This is a genomic window from Paenibacillus polysaccharolyticus (assembly GCF_900102085.1).
GTDB classification, from domain to species: Bacteria; Bacillota; Bacilli; order Paenibacillales; family Paenibacillaceae; genus Paenibacillus; species Paenibacillus polysaccharolyticus.
Window position 1 is genome coordinate 70795 of the sequence record NZ_FMVM01000007.1, and the last position, 25885, is coordinate 96679.

At 44.8% G+C, this 25885-nt stretch carries 24 protein-coding genes; 8 read left to right on the forward strand and 16 right to left on the reverse strand.

Going from position 1 to position 25885, the window contains the following annotated elements; genetic code table 11:
* Positions 1-238 precede the first annotated feature (238 nt).
* The 3 genes from BLQ13_RS11125 to BLQ13_RS11135 form a co-directional block, all read right to left on the reverse strand.
* Positions 239-862: an XTP/dITP diphosphatase gene (locus BLQ13_RS11125; RefSeq protein ID WP_090919176.1), complete on the reverse strand. Its 624-nt coding sequence runs from the start codon at positions 860-862 to the stop codon at positions 239-241.
* Between the two features lies 1 nt (position 863).
* Positions 864-1619, reverse strand: coding sequence for a ribonuclease PH (rph, locus tag BLQ13_RS11130; RefSeq protein WP_090919178.1), 756 nt, complete (start codon positions 1617-1619; stop codon positions 864-866).
* A gap of 118 nt (positions 1620-1737) precedes the next feature.
* A complete protein-coding gene (locus tag BLQ13_RS11135) occupies positions 1738-2793 on the reverse strand; it encodes a GerMN domain-containing protein (RefSeq protein WP_090919181.1) in 1056 nt (351 codons plus the stop codon).
* A 395-nt stretch (positions 2794-3188) separates the two neighbouring features.
* Between BLQ13_RS11135 and BLQ13_RS11140 the strand changes: the two genes are divergently transcribed.
* The gene (locus BLQ13_RS11140) at positions 3189-3755 is read left to right on the forward strand and encodes a phosphatidylglycerophosphatase A family protein (RefSeq protein ID WP_090919184.1); all 567 of its coding nucleotides are present in this window, start codon (positions 3189-3191) and stop codon (positions 3753-3755) included.
* Positions 3756-3845: 90 nt separating this feature from the next.
* Here BLQ13_RS11140 and BLQ13_RS11145 read toward each other — a convergent pair whose 3' ends face one another.
* The 5 genes from BLQ13_RS11145 to BLQ13_RS11165 all read right to left on the reverse strand — a co-directional run bounded on the left by BLQ13_RS11145 (position 3846) and on the right by BLQ13_RS11165 (position 7900).
* Positions 3846-4499 (reverse strand): ferric reductase-like transmembrane domain-containing protein, encoded by a 654-nt coding sequence (locus BLQ13_RS11145; RefSeq protein WP_090919187.1) that lies wholly within the window; start codon positions 4497-4499, stop codon positions 3846-3848.
* A 37-nt stretch (positions 4500-4536) separates the two neighbouring features.
* Positions 4537-5583, reverse strand: coding sequence for an FAD:protein FMN transferase (locus BLQ13_RS11150; protein WP_090919190.1), 1047 nt, complete (start codon positions 5581-5583; stop codon positions 4537-4539).
* Complete coding sequence (locus tag BLQ13_RS11155; RefSeq protein WP_090919194.1) at positions 5580-5912, reverse strand: hypothetical protein; 333 nt, start codon at positions 5910-5912, stop codon at positions 5580-5582. Before BLQ13_RS11155 ends, BLQ13_RS11150 begins: the two co-directional genes overlap by 4 nt.
* A 221-nt stretch (positions 5913-6133) precedes the next feature.
* Positions 6134-7132 (reverse strand): MBL fold metallo-hydrolase, encoded by a 999-nt coding sequence (locus BLQ13_RS11160; RefSeq protein WP_090919197.1) that lies wholly within the window; start codon positions 7130-7132, stop codon positions 6134-6136.
* 24 nt (positions 7133-7156) lie between these two features.
* Positions 7157-7900: a class I SAM-dependent methyltransferase gene (locus BLQ13_RS11165; protein WP_090919200.1), complete on the reverse strand. Its 744-nt coding sequence runs from the start codon at positions 7898-7900 to the stop codon at positions 7157-7159.
* A 412-nt stretch (positions 7901-8312) separates the two neighbouring features.
* On the opposite strand from BLQ13_RS11165, the gene BLQ13_RS11170 reads away from it, so the two are divergent.
* Positions 8313-9188, forward strand: coding sequence for a DUF72 domain-containing protein (locus BLQ13_RS11170; protein WP_090919202.1), 876 nt, complete (start codon positions 8313-8315; stop codon positions 9186-9188).
* A gap of 211 nt (positions 9189-9399) precedes the next feature.
* Here the strand turns inward: BLQ13_RS11170 and BLQ13_RS11175 are convergent, their stop codons facing one another.
* Entirely contained in the window at positions 9400-11025 is a 1626-nt protein-coding gene (locus BLQ13_RS11175) for a WG repeat-containing protein (protein WP_167375710.1), read from the reverse strand.
* A 172-nt stretch (positions 11026-11197) separates the two neighbouring features.
* Here BLQ13_RS11175 and BLQ13_RS11180 point away from each other — a divergent pair, with 172 nt between their 5' ends.
* From BLQ13_RS11180 to BLQ13_RS11190, 3 genes are all read left to right on the forward strand, one after another.
* Positions 11198-12553, forward strand: coding sequence for a dipeptidase (locus BLQ13_RS11180; RefSeq protein WP_090919207.1), 1356 nt, complete (start codon positions 11198-11200; stop codon positions 12551-12553).
* A gap of 570 nt (positions 12554-13123) precedes the next feature.
* Complete coding sequence (locus tag BLQ13_RS11185; RefSeq protein WP_090919210.1) at positions 13124-13696, forward strand: TetR-like C-terminal domain-containing protein; 573 nt, start codon at positions 13124-13126, stop codon at positions 13694-13696.
* 254 nt (positions 13697-13950) lie between these two features.
* Entirely contained in the window at positions 13951-15531 is a 1581-nt protein-coding gene (locus BLQ13_RS11190; RefSeq protein ID WP_090919213.1) for an oleate hydratase, read from the forward strand.
* 675 nt (positions 15532-16206) lie between these two features.
* Here BLQ13_RS11190 and BLQ13_RS11195 read toward each other — a convergent pair.
* The 4 genes from BLQ13_RS11195 to BLQ13_RS11210 form a co-directional block, all read right to left on the reverse strand.
* Positions 16207-16578 (reverse strand): hypothetical protein, encoded by a 372-nt coding sequence (locus BLQ13_RS11195; RefSeq protein WP_090919216.1) that lies wholly within the window; start codon positions 16576-16578, stop codon positions 16207-16209.
* Positions 16579-16654: 76 nt separating this feature from the next.
* Positions 16655-17869 (reverse strand): N-acetylglucosamine-6-phosphate deacetylase, encoded by a 1215-nt coding sequence (nagA, locus tag BLQ13_RS11200; protein WP_090919219.1) that lies wholly within the window; start codon positions 17867-17869, stop codon positions 16655-16657.
* Positions 17866-18594: a glucosamine-6-phosphate deaminase gene (gene nagB, locus BLQ13_RS11205; protein ID WP_090919223.1), complete on the reverse strand. Its 729-nt coding sequence runs from the start codon at positions 18592-18594 to the stop codon at positions 17866-17868. Before nagB ends, nagA begins: the two co-directional genes overlap by 4 nt.
* Positions 18595-18597: 3 nt before the next feature.
* Positions 18598-19461 (reverse strand): MurR/RpiR family transcriptional regulator, encoded by an 864-nt coding sequence (locus BLQ13_RS11210; RefSeq protein ID WP_090919226.1) that lies wholly within the window; start codon positions 19459-19461, stop codon positions 18598-18600.
* Positions 19462-19747: 286 nt separating this feature from the next.
* On the opposite strand from BLQ13_RS11210, the gene BLQ13_RS11215 reads away from it, so the two are divergent.
* Together BLQ13_RS11215 and BLQ13_RS11220 are read left to right on the forward strand one after the other, a co-directional pair.
* Positions 19748-20101, forward strand: coding sequence for a hypothetical protein (locus BLQ13_RS11215; RefSeq protein ID WP_090919229.1), 354 nt, complete (start codon positions 19748-19750; stop codon positions 20099-20101).
* Positions 20102-20153: 52 nt separating this feature from the next.
* A complete protein-coding gene (locus tag BLQ13_RS11220; RefSeq protein WP_244159288.1) occupies positions 20154-20456 on the forward strand; it encodes a hypothetical protein in 303 nt (100 codons plus the stop codon).
* Between the two features lie 264 nt (positions 20457-20720).
* Here BLQ13_RS11220 and BLQ13_RS11225 read toward each other — a convergent pair whose 3' ends face one another.
* Both BLQ13_RS11225 and BLQ13_RS11230 read right to left on the reverse strand, forming a co-directional pair.
* Positions 20721-22634: a hypothetical protein gene (locus tag BLQ13_RS11225; RefSeq protein ID WP_090919232.1), complete on the reverse strand. Its 1914-nt coding sequence runs from the start codon at positions 22632-22634 to the stop codon at positions 20721-20723.
* A gap of 761 nt (positions 22635-23395) precedes the next feature.
* The gene (locus tag BLQ13_RS11230; RefSeq protein ID WP_090919235.1) at positions 23396-23623 is read right to left on the reverse strand and encodes a helix-turn-helix domain-containing protein; all 228 of its coding nucleotides are present in this window, start codon (positions 23621-23623) and stop codon (positions 23396-23398) included.
* A gap of 623 nt (positions 23624-24246) precedes the next feature.
* On the opposite strand from BLQ13_RS11230, the gene BLQ13_RS11235 reads away from it, so the two are divergent.
* Entirely contained in the window at positions 24247-24741 is a 495-nt protein-coding gene (locus BLQ13_RS11235) for a methyl-accepting chemotaxis protein (protein WP_276326735.1), read from the forward strand.
* A 107-nt stretch (positions 24742-24848) separates the two neighbouring features.
* Here the strand turns inward: BLQ13_RS11235 and BLQ13_RS11240 are convergent, their stop codons facing one another.
* The gene (locus BLQ13_RS11240) at positions 24849-25841 is read right to left on the reverse strand and encodes a YhcN/YlaJ family sporulation lipoprotein (RefSeq protein WP_090919238.1); all 993 of its coding nucleotides are present in this window, start codon (positions 25839-25841) and stop codon (positions 24849-24851) included.
* Positions 25842-25885 lie beyond the last annotated feature (44 nt).

Consider the following 25885-nt stretch of genomic DNA (forward strand, 5'->3'; position numbering starts at 1 on the left):
CCCCATATCTAAAATCCTTAATCAGTCATGATATCTAGGTACATGGAAGGACCACACTTGATTAGCTTAACAACGCATATCAAAAAGACGTTAACAGAGTAACAACCTTATCCGATCCCACAGGAATGAAAGTTGTTTCCATTAACGCCTTGATGAATTCAATGCTCCACTTGCTTCATGCAATCAAGAATGTCAATCGATTCAGCGCACTAGCGAAGCATTTAGCCTACCTCTTCTTTTATGCTTGCAAGCGGGAAACGAGTGCTCGAAGTGCATGACCCCGATGACTGATCGCTTGTTTTTGTTCCAACGTAAGTTCTGCCATCGTTTTCTCATACTCCGGCACATAGAAGAGGGGATCATATCCGAAGCCACCCTCGCCTGCAGCATCAGCTGTAATCCAGCCATCAGCCGAACCCTCAGCTTCATACTTATCTCCACTTGCTGGATCGTAAAGCACCAGTGCGCACACAAATTGAGCAGGACTTAACAACGGTTGCTGGGAATCCTCACCTGATTTTAACGCAGCAAGAGCATCCAGTAGCTTGGCATTGTTCTGGGCGTCAGTCGCACCTTCACCAGCATATCTTGCGGAATAAACACCCGGTTCTCCGTTCAGCAAATCTACACAAAGTCCTGAATCGTCTGCCAGAACAGGAAGCCCGAGCGTATCGCCAACAGCTTTTGCTTTTTTCCATGCATTTTCGGCAAAGGTAACGCCATCTTCCACGACATCCGGCAGCTCCGGATAGTCAAACATGCTTTTGACCTCTTTGCCCAGCGGAGCAAAAGCATGCGCGAATTCACGCACTTTTCCTGCATTGCGGGTGGCAACAATGATAACCGGGCTGTCCAGACTCATCTTAAGCCTCACCCAATCCACGTGAACCAATCTTCAGCGCAATCGGCCCAAGAGCTTCTTTTTGCCGCTCGATCATTTCCAAAATTCCTTGTTCGCCAAGTTCCAGCATCGCGTTCAATTCACGGCGGTCAAAGGGTGCTTCCTCACCTGTTCCCTGAAGCTCCACGTATTTCCCGCTGCCCGTCATCACCAGATTCATGTCCACTTTAGCTTTGGAATCCTCATCATAATTCAGATCCAGTACCGGCTGTTCTCCAACAACACCTACACTCACGGAAGCAAGGAAATCCGTGATCGGGAACACCTGCAGTTTATGTTGCTGCGCAATTTTGTTCACAGCGAGCGCCAGCGCCACAAATGAACCGGTAATGGATGTTGTGCGTGTGCCTCCATCTGCCTGAATGACATCACAATCCAGCGTAATGGTCCGCTCCCCAAGTGCCTGCAAGTTCACTACCGAACGAAGAGCACGGCCGATCAGTCGTTGAATCTCCATCGTGCGTCCTGTCAGCTTGCCGCGATTCGCTTCACGCTGGTTTCGAGTATGAGTAGCACGCGGAAGCATAGAGTATTCCGCTGTAACCCAGCCTTTGCCCTGTCCTTTCATAAAAGGCGGAACACGTTCCTCCACCGTTGCCGTACAGATTACCTTTGTATCACCGACTTCAATCAATACAGAGCCCTCGGCGTATTTATTCGTGTTAATTGTTAAATTCATCGGGCGTAGCTGTTCGCTAGTTCGTCCGTTAGATCTCATATTTTCTGCCTCCTACGACTTAAGCATCCTGTAATGTTGAACTTCTTCTCTCTTGCAACCATCCTTTATATTTTACCAAAGAGTTTAGTTAAAAGCACCCTCGAGGCTCTCTTATCTGTTAAATCGGGATTTCGTTAATGTATTCTGGCTTGGACACCGGCGCACTGTAATCCCGGTTATCATCACCTTTGACCGTTTTCTGCCCGTTCCATTCAATCTGCACTTTGGCATCTTTGCTGGCTGTATTCTCCGCGGTTGTCAGGACAACGGACTGCAACAACTCACTAGGTACCATATCCCCTTCTGTGAACATATCATCCTTCAGCGCAACCGTTACCGTGCCATCCTCAGACGTCTTAACCGACTGCAATTCCGTTCCACCTGTCATCACTTCTTCCAGTTCTCCATCCTTGGCTGGTCCCTTGATCAACTCGTTTAAAGCGGCCTGAACGCGGTCTCCACTTGGAGCAACTAGCCGTGTAACTGGAACATAATACTGCACACCAGCAGGAGAAGCGGCTGAAAAATAAACCGTCACAGGACTGCTGTTTGTTGTGAAGGATTCACCTAAATCCAGATTAATGCCTACCGCACGATTCAGCGGCTCCGGAAGGGGTGTACTATTGACAGGCATTTGACTCAGCTTTTTGCCATCCACCCAAATCTGTACATGGTTTACCTCAGGCGTTCCTGTGAGCGTCCACGTTACGGCTTCCAGCATTTTACGCTCATCTTTGGCATCATATTTGGCAAAGTTACCCGAGAACTCGACAACAGCAAGCTTGTCATCCGAATGAATGGTTACATTCTGCACTACCGTTCCCTGTGGCAATACACCCTTGAAGCCTTCAGGTAACATTCCAGCATATGCTCCGCCTGTAACCAAAGTATCCAGAGCTGTCTTCGGGCTACTTACATCGGTTCCGGATGGAAGGGTTAACGAGACTGGAGCGAGCATCCCTTGCTGGTCTTGTAAATACACCGTCGTGAGCGGAAGCGTTGCGAGCTTTCCATTACCTTCAGCGGCCTGAATCATAGCGGCTTCCTGAATACGTGGCGGCGGATCAATCGCTTCTGAAGATTGAGCACCGAACATTCCACAACCAGATAATACGACAGGAATGCCAAGCAAAGCCGCTGCCGATGCCTTACGTAAAGATGGGATTTTTCTCATGATTCACGTTCCCCCTCATCATTTTTACAGTTTGTACTACCATGTATACGAGCCTTCGTTCAAAAAATAACTACTTTTTGCACAAGCTCCTGCTTAATCTGGCAATCTTCATGTGATACCAACATAAAAGCAACGCGATACGGTTAATAACGTATGTAAGTAAGATGTATGCAATCATCAATATATAAGTTGAACGATTCTTTTACACGTTAACGGAGAGGACAGAAAAAACCTGAAGAAGCGAAGCGTTCGCCTTTATCAGCGGATTTTCACCTTGATAAAAGGTAATTAAAAAATCTGCGGATAACAGCGATCGGAAGGTTCTGCTGTCATCGGAGTGTTCCCGTGTAAACCTCTTCGTTCAATTTATATTTACACCAGAGGAGGATTCGCCCATGGAACATCCGGAGCAGGAAAAAATCCCTTACAGTCTGAATAGCCGCAAAGTTGCTGAAGCAACAAGGGAATGGTTACACAAACGGGGCGTCACGATCCCTGAGATCGCAGAACTGGTCATGTTGCTTCAGAAAAAGTACTATCCTGGACTGACGATGGAAGAATGCATTGAGAACGTGGAGATGGTTTTGAAAAAACGTGAGGTTCAGAACGCTGTCCTGACGGGTATCCAGCTTGATCTGCTGGCAGAACAAGGACAACTGATCTCTCCTTTGCAAGAGATGATTGAGAACGATGAAGGACTGTATGGCGTAGATGAAATTCTCGCCTTCTCAATTGTGAATGTATATGGCAGTATCGGATTTACCAATTACGGTTATGTGGACAAGCTGAAACCTGGGGTATTGGAACGTCTCAATGACAAAAGCCTGGGACCTGTGCATACGTTCTTCGACGATATTGTCGGGGCCATCGCTTCAGCCGCGAGTAGCCGGATCGCTCACCGCAAACAATCCGAGATGGAAGAGGCACTCGGAGAAAAGCCAGTCAGCGACGACAAGATTTAGTTTTAGATGGGTAGTCGAAGAAAACAAGTCAAAAAAGCGGCCGGTGCAGGCCGCTTCTTTATTTTATATGGCTAATTCATGTTGCAACACCTATTTGAGTTGCTCTTGCCTCAAAGGCACAGCCAATCCGTAGGTTTCTGCCCATTTTCTATCTTTCATCGATTCTGATTCATTCCGTTTGGGTCCAATCGTGATCTCCGGTCCTTTTCGCTCTCGCATCAGACCACGCAATACCGTAATACCAATAATGCTGATTCCGGTAAATACATACATCAGACGCATGATCACGTGACCCGAATCACTTCCCGTTACCATGCCATGAATCAATAACCCGGCAAATACCGGATAGGATAACATGTGGAACATAAACCACCATTTGCGCCCCAGCTTGTTGCGTAGATCACTGGACAATAACACGATCAGCAAGCCGTAGAAAGCTAGCGTGCCCAGCCCCGTGCCAATCGGGTGCACCGACGCTGTAAAAGGAATCAACAGTTCTCTCCAGGTAAACGGGCTGTAGTGATCAATAACCAATGTGAGTGCATGAGTGATGCCAAGTCCAAAAGCAAGCCAGGTTGTTCGTGTATGCCACTCAAACATGACAGCTTTGGGTCTCCCCTTGGCGATAGGCATCCCTTGAGCAATGCCTAGAAATACACCAGCAAAAAGCAGTACATATGCAGCAATCCCACTAATACGAATGATATTCCACGTTGGCAGATAATCTACAATCCACTGTGCCATAACCGGTTCCCCCAAATCTATGAGACTTGTCCCGTTCCTATTCGATCAAGCTAAAACGATGATCCGGGTCGAAGCCAGGCCAGCACTCAGCAAGTGTTGATGGATTTCCTCTAAAATAAACGTTTGCCTCTCGAGTGATCCAAAGAACATCATGTCGGTCATAATGTCGATTAAGCCAGTTCACTGCTTCCGCACTTCCCAAGATTGATACAGTCTTGGCTATAATTTCGCACTGCGAAGCATGCTGACCAACGACGGTACATTGTAAAATGTCTGTGTCCGCCGGTTTCATCGTCCGTGGATCGATAAGATGATGTGCTGTATAACCCTTGTCGTCTTGCCACTGTCTACGTGTAATCCCTGATGTGGCGACAGCCCCTCGTTGTAGGCGTACCGTCCCCGACACATCTTGCATCTGTGGAAACGGACTGGTTACCTCCAGCGTCCATTGAGGATGGTCTGTCGTACCCCATACCTGAATATCACCGCCTGCATTAATCATTCCCGCAGGAATGTTCATTCTCTTCTGCAGCCAGTCCGCGATACGTTCTACAGCCCAGCCTTTTACAATACCGCCAAGATCCAGCTCCGTTCCCGGGTCGAGATGAACCATCCGGCTCCCTTCCCGCTGAATCCAGCTTGGACGACTGTAGTCATATGGATCTCCCTTCATGCCAGCGGCTTCCGATTTTAATATAGGTAATAGACGCTCCAGCAAAGGCCGCTGGGATGCTCGCTGATGTATCTTTTCAAAGCTTGTATCATATCCCGATGAACGAAGAGCTTTCATGATGCCGGGTTGGAAGATGCCTTCCGTTTGTCCGATATATCCATATGCTAAGCTGAGCACCTCATCCATCGCAGCCGAGACAGAGATCCATCCTTGACTCTCATTCAGACGATTTAATTCACTGTCAGCCACAAAACGGCTAAAACGCTGCTCCTGTGTTTCAAACCAGTTTTTGACGAGGGAGGCGGCGTGTTCCGCCTGTTCTCTATCTGCCAGAAACTGCACTTCCACCTTCGTGTTCATCGCGTGAAAATAAAATCGGAGGGGACGTACAGCCTGCTCTGTGCGGCTCATGATGCACCTGTGCGTGACTGGTAATTGCCATGATTGCTTTCAGAGCCCGAGCGCAGCGAATTGGCCTGATCCTGATTTGACCCAACCGAGTATCCGTCTGTACCCCAATTGTACTGATCCGTACCGTCTGGAGACCATTCATCCATCACATCGTCACGTGAATCCACCCGTGTGGAAGCTGTTATTCCAGTGTCTGTCCCATTCGCCGCCGCATAAGCTACGTCAAATGCATCCGAGGTTCTTACATATTGAAAGAGTGCAGCCACCGTTAATGTAGCCGCAGCCGAAGCTTGCCATTTCCGCCATTGGTTCCGTTTACGTCTTGTCATCGCTTATCCCTGCTTTCCATAGCGAAGTTCATAGTTGTATAATAGGCTCCCTGGCTTAAAGGAAGCTGAATAAACGGTTAACCGCGCCTAAAGCTTTTTGTTTTTTCTCACAAAAAAAGCCCCAAACAGGTAAATCCTGCTTAGGGATAGGGATGAGATCACTATTTGAAAAAAGCTATTAATATCTGTGCCAAAATGTGTTTATATGCAACCTATGACTACTAGCTAGTTAAATGTTGAAAATAAATGATTCCGTTAGCCTGTTGTACCTGTCCCGCCAAACCACGCCGAGTTAATTCCTGCAGATGCGCCAGTGTTTCGCTCATGGCAAAACGTAATTGATGTATTCCAAGCCGATCACCAAACAAATGCAAGCAGATATCATATGCGTGAGCAGGGCCTTCCTGCATACGTTCCGTCAGTTTGCCCAGACGCTCTTCATGGTGAGCGAGCAATTCGATGGTTCGTTCCGTAAAACGGGTAAACGGATTTCGATGACCCGGATATGCACGTTCCACTGTAAAAGTGCTCAGACGCCGCAATCCGTCCATGTATGACAGTAGAGGTTCTGTATCACTGCCCGGTTGCAAACTGATATTGGGCGAAATTTGGGGTAAAACGGCATCTCCGCACAAAATCTCTCTTGATTCAGGAGCATAGAATGAGAGATGACCCGGGGCATGTCCGCCCGTTTCCACAGCGGTCCATGCTTTTCCACCCATATGCACGGTTTCACCATCTGCAACGATGGTTACCTCCGGGAGCGGGGTAATTTGTGAGATAAATGTTCTCATATGTTCCTTAATCTCAACCGTTTTTTGTTGCGGCATGCCATGAAGAAGGTAATACTCCGGCAGTCTCTCTTCAATGCTCGCCCCGGTTCCCCACATAAAATCTGTCTCCTGGCGGGAGCGTGCTGACATTAACACGGGTGCACCCGACATCTGCTGCATCCAGCCGGACAATCCCAGATGATCCGGATGATGATGTGTCAGTACAATCTGATGAATATGTTGAAAGGTCAAGCCGAGTCCAGCCAACGCTTCATGCCACTCCTGCTCCGTCTCCGCTGTACGCGGTCCTGGATCAATAATGCTGACCTTGCCATCCGGTTCGGTTAAAATATAACTGTTTACCCATCGAAGTGGAAAAGACATCGTGATTTGAATACGGTGCATTCCCTCTGGCATAGATAAGGATTCGGTTCTTGTACGTTTCATGGTCTTTCCCCTCTCTCGAGTCAATTAGTCAGTAGGACGATGTCCTACAAAGATCATGCGCGGCGAAGTCTGCTCGTCATACTTCTCTTCGTCGTATCCCCCGTGAACCTGATCAACCTGAAGATCTGCATCCTCCAGCATTTCACTCAGTTGCTCTCGCGAGTAAAGCTTGACACTTTCCTTATAGATTCGTGGCTCAGTTCCGGCAGAGATGTCCGTGATATGTATTTCCTTTTGCACAAACCCGTCTCGTATCCTGCGATATTCCTCAATCCGTTGCCCTTCATCTTCACGAACAGAGTGCTGTACCAGATGTTTTTGCACGTAGGCTGTATTGATAAAGTCAAGAATGAAACTACCTTCAGGCCTCAACATTCGATGAATGGCACGCAGAACCTTCAATTGTTCAATATCCTCAGGGAAGTATCCAAACGAAGTGAACAGGTTAACTACAGCATCGAATCCACCGCCAAGAGGGATTTTGCGCATGTCGGCATGACACCATCTAACCCGATGATCGGCATCCAGTTCTCTGGCTTCACGCAGAAGCACATCGGATAAGTCTACTCCCGTCACCTGGAAGCCAGCGTCCGCAAGCGCAAGAGAATGCCTGCCCATCCCGCAGCAGAGATCGAGCACTTCTGCACGAGGGCGAAGCTTCAGCCAGTTAATCATCTTATGTACTTCCTCATAAGCACCATGCACATCCCGGTGTTTGTATACGAGCAGATAATCTTCGCCAAAACTCTTTTCGTACCATGCCGTCATGTCAATCTTCGCCCTCCGTATCATAAGTTATCCTTATCCGCATTGAGCAGATTTTGCTGGCCAGAACACCCCACGCTAAGCTAAAACTAGCGTCCGTTTTGAATCATTTCAAATTATTGTAACGCTTTAGGGCGTGTCTGAAAACTCCGAAGGGAGCAGATTTTGCCGGATTTTCGTTCCAAGCCAGGAAGTTCTCCGCAGGCGTGCCGGAGCACGTCAAGGGGAAGTGACGCAGCAGGGGGCGAAAAGACGATAAAAGATGCACTTCAGCGAGTTTTAAGACACGGCCTAGAACCCAAACTCAAAATGATCGTCTGCCACCCTCATTGAACGCCTCTACAACGCAAGATATAATGTTAGACATATCATGCTCCTACGAATCGGTTAAATACATACAACAGGAGGTGTTCTTATGATTCGTATCGGACTTACGGGATGGGGCGATCAGGAAGACCTCTATCCAAACCGTACCCAAGCGAAGGACAAGCTGCGTCTGTACGGACAATATTTTTCCACGGTGGAGGTAGACAGTTCCTTCTACGCCGTGCAACCTCGCGACCGGATGGCCCGCTGGGCTTCGGAGACTCCTGAATCATTTTCATTTATCGTGAAAGCCTATCAGGGAATGACGGGACATCTACGGGGCAAGCCGTATTTTGCCAGCACGTCCGAGATGTACAAAGCTTTTCGTGAATCGCTTGAACCTGTGATCGAAGCAGGCAAGATGCAGGCTGCCTTGTTTCAATATCCCCCTTGGTTTGAGTGCAACCGGGACAACGTCAATGAACTACGGGAAGTAAAGCTCCGTATGGAGGGCATTCCATGCGTAATCGAATTTCGTCACCAGAGCTGGTATGCGGACAACATGCGTGAGCGCACGCTTCATTTTCTAAAAGAACAAGGATGGATTCATAGCGTCTGTGACGAACCACAGGCAGGGCCAGGCTCTATTCCCATTGTGCCCGTCGCAACGGATTCCCGGATGACACTCGTCCGCATGCATGGACGCAACGTATCCGGCTGGCAACAAAACGGCGCACCAAACTGGCGTGAGACACGTTATCTGTATCGCTACAACGAACAGGAGTTGTCGGAATGGAAAGTTTATCTGGAACAGCTGCAGGAGCAGAGTGAGGATGTGTTTGTTATTTTTAACAATAACTCTGCCGGAGATGCAGCAACCAACGCCCAGATGATGATGGAACTGCTAGGTCAGCCTATCAAACCATTCCCCGACCGCACCGAGCCAGAAAAGGAAGAGGGTCCTGAGCAGCTGGAGTTGTTTTAAACAGAAAAAAAAGACAGTACATTGGGACTCACCTATAGTTAAATCAGTTAGTGTTCATATCTGAACTCAAATATTTAAAATAAACAACCTAAAAAGGTGCCTCTGTTGAGGCACCTTATCCTGGCTCCCATACAACGAATCGTATGAACGCCAATGACATGGTAACTATACTACGGCTCATTATCCCAAACACTGATGTACCGAAAGGTATTTAACCTTCAAAACCTGAGCGAAATACTTCTTTTCCTTTTGCATCGAAAATAACATAATGACTCTTCTTCCCTACAGGCACCCCGCTATACATTCCGTCACCAAGGTAGTTTACCATGGAATAGGCTGGAAATATCCGTTTGCCCGTTTTAATATTGATTGATGCCGAGATTGAACCATCCTTGGCTTTTAATGCATATTGAACTGTTGCGATCGGATCAATGTCGTGATAATAGTCGGTACGATCAAGATCCATAATCTCGTATTTCACATCCATCACGATGTTCCCTCGACTATCCACAATCCCATAGCTTTTATTTAACTTTACTCGGTATAGTGGATTTTTTGTTGTCAATTTCTCAATCTGGTTATTCATGTAATTCGTTCGCTCAATAAGTGGAATCATTTCATCGTATTTCGCAGCTAGTATGGATTCACCACGAGTTCCGATCAATCCATACTTACCATTCTTACGAATGACAGCACTTCCCGCTTGAAACAGATTGGCCTCTTCGTACTGAGCGGGTATTTTAATGTCTCCATTCTTTGAAACATATCCCCATTTTTGATTAACTTTCACAGCCGCCAGATCTTCTGAAAAAGCCTGCATATCTGTATAACTGGACTTAAATAGTAGGGTTTGATCCTTTTTATAAAAAGCCCATCCGGAACTTTCATCTTTCATATCTCTTACCGCGTAACTTCCATCTTCTGAAAGAATAACCTTTTGTTCACTTTGAGGTTCTACAATCATACGCCCGGATACATCCACGATGCCTTCGCCATTTTGCTTTATTTTCCAAAGTCCACTCTGTGGCTCGCCTAACTTGGAATAATATTCATTGAACGAAACAATTAAGCCATCTTGCCTAACAATAGCGCTATGGTTATCGCGGCGGAGCCCCCAATCTAACGTATTACCTGTAAATTCAAGTTTGTTTTTGAACTCTGCAGGTACCACGAGCTGCCCCTTATAATTCATACTTCCCCACAACCCATCGATCTTTACAGGAAATACCCCGGATTTACGATAATCTATTCTATAATCCATCTCTTCGATGTTAAATGTCGTTAGTAATTTCCCTTTGGTATTGATTAATGCCCACTTACCATTCTTTTTCACCATTGCGACTTGATTGTAAAAGCTTGTTCCCTCTTCATATGTAGGAGAAATAACAAATTTGCCTTTCGTATTCATGTAACCAATCTTCCCATTTTTCTTAGCGATGGCGAGCCCATAATCAAACCAACCAATATATTCAATGCTTTTGTCCTGAAATATCACTTTACCTTTATTATTTATTAACTGATTTCTATTTACGACTGCTACACCCTGGTTGAACGCATCTCTTGCTAATTGAAACTGTGGCTTAATAACAAATTTCCCTTCGTAATTGATGAATCCCCACTGCCAGTTTTGACGAACCGGGATGAGTCCATTATCTGCTCGGTCAGTGAACCACAGATGGCTCAATCCCACATGTTCCTGCGCCTTGTCCCACTCATGATAAACTGGCTCGTTTGCTGCTAGCGCAACCCTCGGTATCATAAGTACTGACGCAATGAGTACCAAGAATGAAATGCCCAGAATTGTAGTGAATCTCTGATATGCTGGTCTTTTCTTCAACACTATTCCTCCATATAAAAGTAATGTTCTTACTCTTTTATTAATACATAAGTAAAAAGAACTATCAATATGGGAATCCAGCATTAGGAAGCATTTTTTTAACCAATGTTTTATTAACATGGCAAAATGGATTACAATAGATTGAAAGCAGATTTGAAGGAGGCCTTTTTCAATGAACGAACAAGCATATTTTGAGCAAAACCGGGACAAACATCTGGCAGAACTGAACGAGTGGTTATCCATTCCGAGTATTTCCGCCATTTCTGAGCATAAAGAAGACATTCAACGTGCGGCACAATGGGCAGCGGATGCACTTACACGTGCGGGTATGGAAAATGTCGAGATTATCCAAACAGCTGGTCATCCCATTGTTTATGCAGACCACCTGCACGCACCGGGCAAACCAACAGCCCTGATCTATGGACACTATGATGTACAACCTGTTGATCCGCTAAATCTGTGGGAGACACCACCTTTCGAACCAACTATTCGTGACGGGAAGCTGTATGCTCGGGGTGCAACGGATGATAAAGGACAAATTTTTATACATATCAAAGCCGTTGAAGCACTGATTGCCGAAAATAAAGAGTTGCCGATCAACGTGAAATTCTGCATCGAAGGCGAAGAGGAAATCTCCAGCCCGAACCTGCCAATCTATCTCAACGATAATACGGACAAACTGAGAGCAGACATGGTGTTAATCTCGGATACATCTCTTTTGGAAAAAGGAAAACCTGCCATCTCCACGGGCCTGCGCGGCCTGTGCTCGATGCATGTGGATCTGTTCACCGCCAATACCGACCTGCACTCCGGTTCCTTCGGTGGCGGTGTACCGAATGCGCTTCATGCCCTCGTCTCCCTGCTGGCATCTTTGCACGATGAGCAAGGCCGCGTGAGCGTGGATGGATTCTATGACGGCGTTCTACCGTTGTCTCCTGAGATGAGAGAAGAATTCGTGAAGCAAGGCTTCAATGAAGAACAGCTTCGTCAAGATCTCGGACTGGAGCAATTGTATGGCGAAGAAGGGTATTCCTTTGTGGAACGTGTCGGGGCGCGCCCAACCCTCGAATTGAACGGCGTATGGGGCGGTTTCCAGGGCGAAGGCAGTAAAACCGTTATTCCAAAAGAAGCTCACGCTAAAATCACTTGCCGTCTTGTCGCTGACCAAGATCCGCAACATGTGCTTGATTCGATTGAAGCTCACCTGCGTGCTCATGTACAACCAGGGGCGACATTGCAGATCAAACAGATCGAGAAGGCTTTTGCTTTCAATACCGATCCGACCGATCCTATCCTGCAAAAAGCCGCAGACGCTTACGAAAAAGTATATGGCGTGCGTGCTCTCTTCACCAAAGATGGCGGCTCCATTCCAATCGTCGAGAAGCTTTCCCGCGTGCTTGGCGTGCCTGCCGTGATGATGGGCTTTGGTCTGCCAGACGAAAATCTGCATGCACCAAACGAGCACTTTAACCTGGAGAACTTTGATAAAGGGTTGCTGACGGTCGTGGAGTTTATTAAAAGCTTATAATCGTTAAAAAACACGCTTACACGGAGGTCACTGCGCAGGGAGAATAAGCTTTCGATCGCTGTTATTCCCAGATTTCTTTGATCCCTTTTCTAAAGGGAGAAATCCGGTAATAAAGGCGAGCGCTTCGCTTCTACAGCTTTTTTCTCCCCACTCCGTTTAACGTGTAAATTTTTATTTAACCCCTATAGAGGATAATGTATAAGAGAGGTGGTTCGCTTCTTCAGAATCGATTTCGCCCCCTCCACTACGTTATGCGCGTTCCTATAAGTCGTTTTAAAAACGTAATCTAGCTTTTTCGGGGATGAGCAAAATAACACAGGGCGCGCTTGTGGAGGCGTTCCGGTGGCGAACCGTTCTTTCGATCGCTGTTATTCTCGTTTCAATAATGTAATAACGTAAAAACGATGGCCTAAACGGTCATCGTTTTTTTATTTTCTGTATTTTGCAGTGATCATTGCAATACCATATTTAGGTAAAATGTGATAGCCTTCTTATGTACGTTTTCAGTAGTACACTCAAGTCGTATGATGACCACAATCTGAATGATTCTGAATGATGAGGTGAACGGTAATGTCTGCTTCCCATTTGACCAAAACCGCGCTGGCTCATTCGCTTAAATGCCTGATGGAACACACGCCGCTCAATAAAATTACAGTGAAGCATCTGGTGGATGGCTGCGGTGTAAACCGGCAAACGTTTTATTATCATTTTCAGGATATCTACGCCCTGCTTGGGTGGATTTACGAAACGGAAGCGGTAGAAAGTATCCATGAATACCGCAGTTATGATACGTGGACAGAAGGGTTCTACAAAATTTTCTGTTACATCGAAAATAATAAGGCCTTTTGCTGTAATACCCTTGAATCCCTTGGGCGTTCTCATCTGGATGGTTATCTCTATCAAGTGACGCATGATCTGATTATGGGTGTCATTGATGAGCTTGCTTGCGGAGTCAAGGTTCGCGGAGAGGATAAAGAATTTATTGCTAATTTCTATACACTGGCTTTCACGGGTCTCATTATCCAATGGATGCGGAATGACATGAAAGAACCACCCAAACACATCATCGACAAGTTGAGTGAACTGATTGAAGGAAATGTAGTCAGAGCACTGCATAAGTATGAGCATAAGTATCAGCACTGATTAAAGGATAAAGAACTAATAGGAGTGTAGATAAGGCACATAACAAGCGGCCATCCCGTTAAGGATGTGCGGCTTGTTTTTCTATGATCGTAGTTCGAATCAAGCCATCGCTCGATATTCAAACCTAAAACTAGACATTTTTCCAAAAGTGACTAAAAAACAGACAGCTATCTTCTTTTGCTCATACCTTCTTTCCCGGTGCAGGTTTACATTGGAAATGTGAAGAATACACCATCTTTTGGAGGCGATTGATCGTGAAAAAAGAACATGGCTCTAAACAGGTTTATTTTGTCGGCGGCGGTATTGCTTCTCTCGCGGGAGCAGCCTATTTGGTCAGAGACTGTGATTTCCCCGGCGAAAACATTCACATCATTGAGGAGATGCCGATTCTCGGTGGCAGCAATGACGGTGCAGGTAATCCGGAACAAGGTTACGTCATTCGCGGTGGACGGATGCTCAACGATGAGGCATATGAAAATCTATGGGAGCTTCTAGCAACCATTCCTTCTATCGAACGTCCGGATATGTCGGTCAGAGAAGAAATTACGGCCTTTGATAACGCTAATCCCACACATTCCAATGCAAGGTTAATTAACCGTGATGGTCAGGTTGAAGACGTGTTGTCCATGGGATTCGATATGGCCGATCGGCTGGCGATGGGCAAACTCATCATTACTCCTGAAGACACGCTGGGTAAATTGCGGATCAACGACTGGTTTGCACCCCACTTTTTCCATACGAACTTCTGGTACATGTGGGCGACGACGTTTGCCTTTCAGCCTTGGCACAGTGCGGTGGAGTTCAAACGATATATGCTTCGATTTTTCCACGAGTTTCCACGAATTCAAACGCTCGAAGGGGTCACACGTACCCCCTACAACCAATATGACTCCATCATTCTGCCGCTGCATCGATATTTGGAGCCGTACGGCGTAGATTTCACGCTAAAATGCACCGTTACGGATTTGGACTTCAAAGAGGGCGACGGAATCACGGTCACAGGTATGCATGTGCGGCGGAACGGTGCCGAGGAAGTGATCGACATTCTTGAAGGCGATCTGGTCATTGTTACGAACGGCTCGATGACGGAAGGTGCTGACCTTGGTTCGATGACTTCCGCTCCCAAACTGAACGGCAAGGGTAGCTCTTGGAAGCTGTGGGAGAACATTGCGGCGAAAAAACCGATGCTAGGCAACCCTTCTTCGTTCGATGATCACGTCGATGAGTCCAAATGGGAATCATTCACCGTCACTTTCCAGGATTCCGTTTTCTTTGATCTGATGGAAAAATTCACACGCAACCGCGCGGGTACTGGAGCCCTTGTTACATTCAAAGATTCGAGCTGGTTCATGTCAGTCGTGTTGGCCTTCCAGCCGCATTTCCGGGATCAGCCTGACCATGTCAAAGTCTTCTGGGGCTATGGGTTATACCCTGACAACGTAGGGGATTTTGTGAAAAAAAGAATGTGTGATTGTACCGGTGAAGAGATTATGCAAGAATTGATCGGCCATCTTCATTTTCAGGAGCACCAAGAAGAGATCATGGCTACAGCCAACTGTATCCCTTGTATGATGCCGTATATCACCGCACAATTCATGCCAAGGCTGAACAGTGACCGCCCTCAAGTCGTGCCGAAAGGTTCAACGAATCTGGCATTTATCAGTCAATTTTGCGAGATTCCTGATGATGTCGTGTTCACGGAGGAATATTCGGTACGCGCGGCACGCATCGCCGTCTACACCTTACTTGGCATCAACCGTCCGGTTGAGCCGATCCATCAATATCAATACGACGTGCGGACGCTGTTCAGCAGTTTCGTGACTTCGTTTCGATAGTAATTGAATACTTGAAGCTTAGGTGTGATTTGGATTCATTTCTATGACTGTTAATATCAAATATTAAATAAAGATATCCAACGAAACTATCAAAAGAGCCCTGTCAGAATTAAAATGTACCCTTAGTAAAGGACATTATAATTCTTTGACAGGACTCTTTTTGAAATGTATCTTTTGGAAAGCTAAAAAGTTTGTAAGAAACAACCACCATAAATCGAAGCGCCAATGCCAGAAACACACCCTTCGCGAGAGCACCAAACCAACAAAACAACAAAACAAAGAGCACACCAACAAGCATAGACAAAAACCAGCTACTTGATGCTCTAACGATCACCAGAGAGCTTATTTGAGATAAAACGGCTCTTTTACACCCTCAAACTGCTCATTTACATGAAATAGCATGTCTGGTGATCGTTAGAATAGAGAACCCTCCGAAATAGGCCAAATAAGCTTCCTCAGGATCGTTAGAGCTTCAAGCATCATTGCCACAGGCTGGCTCGCTACTCGCCACTAACCGCAACGGTTTCAAATGTGGACGATTAGATTAGTTCCAAGCATGGTTCGATACTTCTTCGACATATTGGGGTTATGACTTTTTTTCCCCACTCTACTGGTCGTCAGGATACAGTTACAGGCATGCATCCATCCTCAACCAGCTCCGTCTTTGTTCTAACTTTACGGGCGAAACGTAGTAAATTTCAGCATGTGCACCTGCTTGGAGAAATGAGCGATCTCCTGATCTACCCCTCTCGTATCAGTTCCCGCCATTGCCTGATTAGCTCGTAGCGTTCTGCGCGTATTTAACATCCCTTCGATGAGTTTCATGACCGTATTGCGTCCACGATGATCCACAATCATGTATTTTTTACGCTCATCCAGTTCAATCCATACGATGTTATTAAAGGTTGTGAACAGATGTTTGCGGTACTGTTCCATATCCGTCTCATTGTAATGCTCACCATAAAAAGCATAATATCCGTGAATGTGCAGCTTCTCCGCCAGCACGGGGATAAACGGATCATGTTCCAGCATGGCGTTACGTTCCATGATTCATGCCTCCGTTGATGATCCGCAGATCTCATTTTTGAGATCTATTTTAACATATTGTTCAGCGTATTTCCTCTCAACAGCTGATCCTTCTGCCCTTTACCCACACCGTATCAATCTCCAAATCCTCATTCAGCAAAACGATATCTGCCTGTTTCCCCTTCGTCATGGAACCCGTTCGGTGGTCGATACCCAGCAAACGAGCTGGCGTCAAGCTGGCTGCTCTAGAAGCAGCGATCAGACTCAGCCCTACTTCCTGCACAAGATAACGGAATCCACGAACCATAGTCAACGTGCTTCCTGCCAGAGCGCCGCCTTCTTTCAAACGAGCTTCGCCGTTCTTCACAATAACGGGCAGATCACCGATCTTGTATTCGCCATCTTCCAGCCCTGCCGCTGACATCGCATCGGTAATCAGCACCAGCTGATCGTTGCCTTGTTTCAGTTGAGCAAGGATCGAAATCGCGGCAGGATGCACATGAATACCATCGGCAATGACTTCGGCGCTAATACGCGGGTCACTCAGCACGGCTCCTGCTGTTCCCGGCTCACGGTGGTGTAGCGGTGTCATCGCGTTAAACGTATGCACGGCATGATGCAATCCGGCCTCCACTGCGCGTTGTACGTCATCGTAAGTTGCATCTGTGTGACCGAGCGCAGCCGTTATCCGCTGTTCCCGTAGCCAGGAGATGACCTCCAGTGCACCTTCACGTTCTGGTGCCAACGTCACCTGACGGATGAGACCGGGATATTGCTTTTCCCACCCTTGTAGCCAGCTAACGTCAGGAAGCACGATATGATCCGGATTTTGTGCCCCAGGCCACTTTGGACTAAAAAAAGGTCCCTCCAAATGCACGCCTTCCAGCTGAGCGTACGGCATTTCATCCGAACGGTAGCGATTTACTTCAGCCAAAACATGATCCAGACGTTCCTTCGGAGCCGTCATCGATGTCGCCAGCATCGCGGTCGTCCCCTGTGAACTATGAAATGAAGTGATCTTGTCCAATACGTCAGGACTGGCATCCATGAAATCTTCCCCGTTACCACCATGGACATGGATATCGATAAAACCAGGCACAATTAAGCCTTTCCCTTTGGCAGGAATCGCTCCCGCTTCTTGCCGAAGGGATTCAGGCAGACCTTTCGGTATGCCGGCATATACGATTTTCCCAGCGCGCCAGGCGATCAGACCGTCTTCCAGCAGCTCATCGGCAAGTAGCAGTCTGCCGCGGAGCAAGGTTATGCTTTTCTCACCTTCAGCCTCACTGACTTTAGGATTGGTTTCGCTCATCTAACCAGCCTCCCTGCCGCTCGATCCAGCAATACAACGACGTTCGGATGACATTGCAGCAGAGATGCAGGGCAGGATGTGGTAATCGGACCCATGAACGCTTCGCGAATAATCTCCGCTTTCTCTTCTCCACGGGCAATGAGCAGGATCTGTTTTGCTTTTAAAATCGAACCGACCCCCATCGTAATCGCTTGCGCTGGAACTTCCTCGATGCTATCAAAAAAGCGGGCGTTCGCCTTTCTGGTCTCTTCCTTCAGACCCACCACATGGGTGCGCCCCGTCAATTCCGTTCCAGGTTCATTAAAACCGATATGGCCGTTATGTCCGATCCCGAGCAGTTGCAGATCCACAGGCCCACGATCCTCCAAACGTAGCTCGTAATTCACACATTCCTCCTCCAAATCTACTGCCTCGCCATTCGGCACATTCGTGCGGGATAGATCGATGTCGATATGATTAAACAGCTGCTCATTCATAAAACTGCGGTAGCTTTCACGATGCTCTGTAGGTAAACCTACATATTCATCCAAGTTAAAAGAAGAGGCCTGGGCAAAGCTCACCAAACCTTTTTGATACAGCGTAATTAACTGTTTATAAATACCCACAGGTGAACTACCTGTTGCAAGTCCGAGTACGGCACGAGGTTTCGTCTGTAGCAAGCTGGCGATCAAGCCTGCACCTGTCGCGTTCAAATCTTCTTCATTTTCAAAAATACGAATATTCATCTGTCAAGCACCTCCGGTGTGATGGAAACGATAGGACTGCACATTGTGATACGACTGCTCAAGTTTAGGTATAAATTGATCAAAATCTGCACTGACCATGCCTGTGAACAAAATATCAATCACATGTAGCAACGCAATGCGTGAAGCCATGTCCCCGCGCCGCATCCCTTCTTCGAGAGAAGATGTGAAAAGCGGGATATCCGCTACGGCAGCGAGTGAGTTACTGCCATATGACGTCAGCGAGATGGTGGAAGCTCCAGCCTCTTTGGCACAGGTCAAGGCATCGATCGTCTCTGGTGTTTCACCTGAATACGATACGGCCAGCGCCACATCTCCTTGCCCAAGCGAGGAAGCGGATGTAATCTGCATATGGGAATCGGAAAAGGCAGTACAGCTTTTGCCGATCCGCACAAGCTTCTGATAAAAATCCTGTGTAACAATAGACGAAGTCGCCACCCCGTACAGGTCAATACGCCGGGCCTGACACAACAGCTGCACCACTTGTTCCAGCCTGCCCAAATCCAGCAAACGTGTGGTATCTGCAATCGAAGCGAGATGATTTGCTTCAATAGCCTCGACGATTTTGGATAACGGGTTGCCTGCAACAATATCCTGATAGGCCGTTTCATTCGGTGCGTGCGACAGTTCGGCGGCGAGTTTCATTTTGAGATCGGGGAAACCTTTGAAATGAAATGATTTGCAAAAACGAGTCACGGTCGCCGCGCTTGTCCCGCTCTGTTCAGCCAACTGGTTGATGGTCATCCCCGGCACGTCCGATGGCGATTGAATAATCACCTCGGCAATTCGTCTCTCCTGAGAGGGCAAATTGTGCAATTCTTGCTTCAAAGCATGTAAGATGGCTGCCATAAGCACCTCTTTAATATGAAAATTATTTTTATAATTTTTATTATAAATAAGAAAATAGTTTTTACACCCTTATTTTAATCAAGGTGCTCTGGCAAAGCAAGAGGATTTTCGCTGTATTGTTGTGGTCTAGTTCGTTTAATCCAATAGACTTAGTCGAACCTTCAATTGATTTGAAGTTTTCACACAGTTTGATAAAGTTAATCGTATGTAATTTAACAACAGCAGAACAAATAACCGCGTCTATATGTGATACTCCCATTCGAGGATCAAAAAAGGAGAGCAGCTTATGAATCGTAGACAATGCAATAAAATTGTCCCAAACATTTGGATCATTGCCGCCAAGCGTAGTGACACCGCCGACAATTACTTTGCCCTCTATGCCATGGATTGGAAACGTGGAGCCAGATTGAGCTGGGAAGGTTGGAAACGTTACGAAGATTTTTTGCAATTTCATGTGCCGATTAAACGAAAAGTAGAAGGACGTGCACACTCATCACAACCTGCCGCTAAGATCGCCAAAAAGGCATCGTTTTTGCATTTAAATCAAGCACAGTATGAAGAATTGGAGCAGTTATTTTATCAGCCGTTTTCGAGGAAAAGATGGAAGGTTTTTTTCAGAAGCATAAGCAGGCTCCACTAAAGTGATCAAGAAGTGGATTGGGATTGTTGCTTCCTTTTAACGTTGGAGGATTATGTTATACTTAGATCATCAGATTCATAGCGAGGTGAAGCCAGTGAAATGGGAGGACATTACTGAATTGCATCCAGGTCGTTTTGTGCTAGTTGAGGCAATTAAGGCGAGTTCCAATAATCAGCTACGTCAGTTGGAGGACATGTCAGTTATTCAAGACTATGATGACCCTCAAAAGGCATGGAGTGGGTATAAAGAGATGCATAAACTTCACCCCTCACGCGAGTTGTATGTTTTTCATACAAGTAGAAGCGATGTGGAAGTTGTTGAGGAGTTTTTCTCAGGAGTAAGGCAACGAACATGAAGCTAAAACTTATTGACGGCTTACCTACATCAATGCTCCCATTCAAAACAAACATAAAGCCTTTCCCCGTACTTCATACTGAAGGATAGAGAAAGGCTTTTATGTTACCCTCATTTTAACTACGGTTCGCAACTAAATCTTCAGTCCCAATACCCGCAAAAACCCTCAATATTAAGTAAGTTTGCGTTATATTAGAGTTTGGGTTTGAAACACATTATAAATGAAGATTCTATTTTAATTATTCAAAATTTTGGTTATTTACTTTCAAAATAATTCATTAAGTTCTTTTAGTTCATTTTGCGTCAACTTATCAATGTTAACAATCGTGTTCACTTTCACTCCAAAATCGATGAATTTTAATCCAAGTTGTTCAGTGTAATCGTAAGTGACATATTCAATCCTTCTCTTATAATGCTCAATAAACGGGTTTTCCTCTAAAAAGTTTATTAACTGCTTAGAGTTTGGAACCCCTTCATAAAATTCTTGAAAAACCGGAGTTGAATGTACAGCTTCTTTATGCATTAAATGTCTGCGTGGAGGTCTCCTTAACATATATCCTGAAAATCCTATATCATCAATCGCATAAACTCCATTAATTTTTAATTTTTCACCTTGTGCTGTATTTGTAACGACTATTCTAAAAACATTGTTTACAGAATTAATACCAAGTTTATTCTTTATTACCTCCAAATTTTCTTGTAATTCATAATAATCTACAATTCGATTCAATTGATTTACTGCATCGTGTATTTCGTCTAAGTTTCTTATATACTCCCGATATGAAGTCGGATCGTTCAAGTGCTTGGCTTCAACGAAAAACAGATCATTATCCAAGGCGAATACAACATCGCATTCATAATTATTTTTTTCTAAGTGGATAAATTGTATACCAGCTCTTTGAATAGTTGTTCTGACTTGCTCTTCAAATAGCTCTCCCTTTATATTTATCTCAACTTTTTTGCTTTTTAAATTGGATAGCAACGCACGAGAGGGATCTGTAACTGAAGCTATGGAAGGAAGAACAATATATTCTTCTCCAACCTTTATTAGAGGGCAGTCAAACAAATCCTTTGAATTATTGTCAAATACCAATACATCAAAAATTTTCTCAGCATTCTTGTGTGACAGTCCCCATTCTACGAATAAATAAATCCATTTTCTCTTTGTTTTCGATACGCAAACATCACTTATGGAAATGTCGGTATACTTTGATTTTAATTTTCGCTTTTTTAAATATCTTTCGCATTCAACTGCAACAATACTATAGGCTCTAACAAATTCAGCAATGGATATATCCAGGAACTTCAGCGATAAATTTCTCGTAGAGAAATATTCTTCTATAAAATCACAAGTCATTCGTTCATTATAAGAAATGAATCCATTTGGCGGGAGTTTTCGCGTTTTTGAAATTGTTGAATTATTTCCGAACATTTGCATCTGTGTATAACCATGTCTAGCTTGCTTAGCATTACGAACATCTAAAAATTTCATGTGAGAGATTTGCTTTCCCATTGTCTTGTCACTCTTCGAAGTTGCTTCGATAATATCTCCCTGCTTAATATCTACATCAAAGTAACTCCAAGCTTCACGTAATATATCAAGAATTTCTCTATTGCCAGAACTTCTTACATGGGAGAATGCGAGCTTCGTCATTTCAAAATCAATTTTCAATTCAGAATTTTTCAATGGAAATTTTTTATACTTCAAAAGATACTGTAAAACGTTCCCTGCTGATTCAGCTACATTCTCAAAATAATCAGCTCTATTATTATTTAGTTCCGATTTATACTTTAATAGATTAATATCATTAGATAAAAACAACTCTAGTCCAATCAAATATGCAGCTACATGTATATCATTAGGAATTTGCTGTTCAATTGGAACGACATATTCATCAGTCAACTTTTTGTATAAACTGTTTAAGATCGTGACTTCTGTCTGAAACGCTCTAAGCTTTTTGACCTCATCAATATCCGATATTAAACTATCTAATGTTTCTATTGCTTTATCATACATTTTTTCATTTTTTGGTTTCCCCGAACCAAAATAGTCTACACAAAATCCTGTCATTTTTATAATCTTCAACACTTCATCCAAATTATAATTCTGGTATGTATCATGAATTAGGTTATTGAGAATCTCTGCAGATTTAATTTCTTCTGCTTCATACATAAACATATTATTTCCTCCACTATTTTAGTTTAATAATTCTCACTATACTAAGTTGTTCATAATTGGACCTTCACCTTTCTTTAGATTTCTTTATTATTTTCTATAAAATTGTACCACTTTTTGAGTATACGCAGATTCGTAATTTTATGTTTATTTTAAGAATATTGTTATTGTTATCGTTAATCATTCAAAGATTAAAATACATCAACATTGTAAACTCGGTTTGCAAAGCACGATTATAGAGATTGTTTTTACAGAGAATTCGGAACCAATTTAATGTTAATCCATCCAAGGTTAGTAGAATCTGAAAAAGGTTCATTGTGCTATGTGTCTTCGTATTCTAATTTTGGATGGTTATCACTGTAGCATTAAAGGTTCAAAAATTGTTTGTGCCGATTGAGAGAGTATGCATATGTATATAAAGTCACATCTACTCGTGATTTGTACAAAAGATAAAAGTAAGATAGCTATGGCAAAAGAATTTTCTAAAGAAATAAAGACAGAGACATGAAATTAAGACTCCCATATTTTATTACTGTACATTCAAGGGTTACTGGAGATACTCTACTATAACAGAGTAGATACAGGTTTGGCTGGTTATTTAATCTCAAGAGTAATTTTATTTTTTTTTTTGAATCTGACTATGAAGGATTTCAAAAACACAGCTTTTGAAAAGAACAACCACATAAAAGCCTTTCCCCATGCTTCATACTGAAGGATAGAGAAAGGCTTTTGTGTTACCCTCATTTTTAACTGTAATTCGCAGGCTAAATCTTAAGTTCTCCGAGCTTGATTAGCTCTACAACTGCCTGCGAACGACCCTTAACATTGAGTTTCTGCATCACATTGGAGATATGGTTACGCACCGTTTTCTCGCTGATGAATAACTGCCCTGCGATGTCACGCGTTGTTTTGTCTTGAACCAGCAATTCGAATACTTCGCGTTCACGGTGGGTTAACAAAAATTTGCTTTTATGATGATCGATACCCTTCAATGTTCACCCCTCCTTGCTCGGGTTGTGTTGGTGTAACAAGGTTAAGGGGATACAGTCAACTCATCTTATGTCAGATCAAGGGCGTTGGTTCAGTTTTATAAGAAAAATGGGCAGGTGAATGGATATTTCAGGCGTGCCAGCACATAACAATCGATTTAAGCAATCACTGCTTGCTTCATTTTTCATTGTGTAACAATAAGTGAATTCTGATGCTTGCGATATTTCAAATTCGTCCTTACTCTTTTATTCATTTTCTTCAATTGAGAGCCGATATACCTAAAACAACTTGTATTATAATTGATAGCCTTCCATAAAAGGAGCCACACATTAATGGACATTATCCAAGCACTAATTGAAAGCATGCCTTATTTTCGGGCAGCCATCCGACAAGATGTGACGTTATCCTTAATTGATCGAGAGAAATATCTGTACTTCTCTTCGGGAGAATCGCTGAAGGAACTGAAATTTAAGACGGGAGATCCACTTACAGTCACTTTCCGAAGGAGATATTTGGCGTTCCCTTTGATGTTGCTTTTATCCCTGTCAAAAATGTTGCTAACGAGATTGTCGCTGTATTTACCCTCGTATATAGCATGGAAAACCAGGAAAAGCTACAGCAGCTAATGGACATCGTTGAAGGACTAACCAACCAACTGGTGGACAGTGTACAACATGTTGCAGCTCATTCGGAAGAGCTGAGCGCTACTTCCGAAGAGATGTTAGGCAATACGAAAAAAGCGGTTCAGACTTCTGGCGTTGTAACTCAGGTGGCTGGATTTATTCGTGAGATCTCCGAGCAGACGAACTTACTGGGCCTTAATGCGGCCATTGAAGCTGCACGTGTCGGTGATGCAGGAGCCGGTTTTGGTGTAGTAGCCAAGGAGATTCGCAAACTGTCTGTTGATACTAAAAACGCCACTAACGAAATTGAGAAGTCCCTACTGACGGTGAGACAGTCCATCCAATTGTTAGATAATGACCTTGGCGAAATTACGGCAAGTTCACAGGAACAGGCTGAGCTCGTCAGCGAATTCATGGAAACGATTAACCACTTGAACGCAACGACCACAGAGTTAAAGCCATTCTTACAACAATTAATTAGTATTCATGAATCTTAAATAGATATGTAGTGTTTTTTTGACCAAGTAATGTACTTATGTAGAAACAAATATGCCCTTGCATCGGGTACCCCCTCCGCAAAGGCAAACTTGTTCATTCCACCGTCCTACCGATTCATGCGGTTCATCATGCCGCCGTCATTGTGGTTACGGTTCATGACGCCATCACCCAGAATACCATCGCGGTTATGGGTATCACCTGCGTTCGTTGGGAAAATGCGCTCCACCATCGACTGGAACGTATCAATCATACCGCTGACTGGCTTACCATTGCGCAGATCAGTTGCATAGTTCTCCACCTGGCCTACGAAATCGGGGTTAGCAGACACATATACGTTCTCCACGTTTGGTGCAAACTGCTTGATTTTGGCTGAAATTTTACCTTTGATTTCCTCAGGTGTGTTGTCATCCGAACTGTCCATCATACGTGGACGCTCGCTTCTTGTGCCATACTGACTCTCGTTCATCGGGCGGGCTTTGCCGCTATCCGTCAAACCGCGCATCATACCGATTGTTCCCGTGCCCATCGTCCCATAAAGGCCGCGGTTATTGCCCATATGACTGCGGTCTGTTGCCGTACCCGTATTAAGTCCCGGAGCGATTCCGCTTGTGCTATACGGAGAGTTCGTACCTGACCCGCCATGAACACGCATCCCGCCCATATCCTCATTCATCAAGCCCCCACGCATCGTATCGCTGGCATGGTTACGCATCGTGCCATTTAAACGTCTGCCTGTATGATCTGTCGATTTGCTGCCGAGCTTACCTGCATGTCCATGAGCCAGACGTACAGCAACATAGGCATTACGGTCCGTTAACATGACGTGAGCAGACTCGACTTCCTTCATTTCAGTAATACGTTTTGCCAGTTCGTCACTGGATCTCAGGTCTGTGACATTGTGCATCCGGTAACTTCTTGCACGAATGCCGTCCATTCCGTTAGTTTCAACGCCGTAACGATTAATACCATGGGCTTGTTCACGAACACTTTGTGTATGCATGTTATTATCGCGATTCCCACAACCCGTCAAACCGGCCATTACAAAAATTGCAGTAGACAATGATAACGTAATCGCTGTTGCCTTTTTGACTGTTGGCATGTAATGTTCATCCTCCAATGTGGTTGGTTTGATTCACATAGATA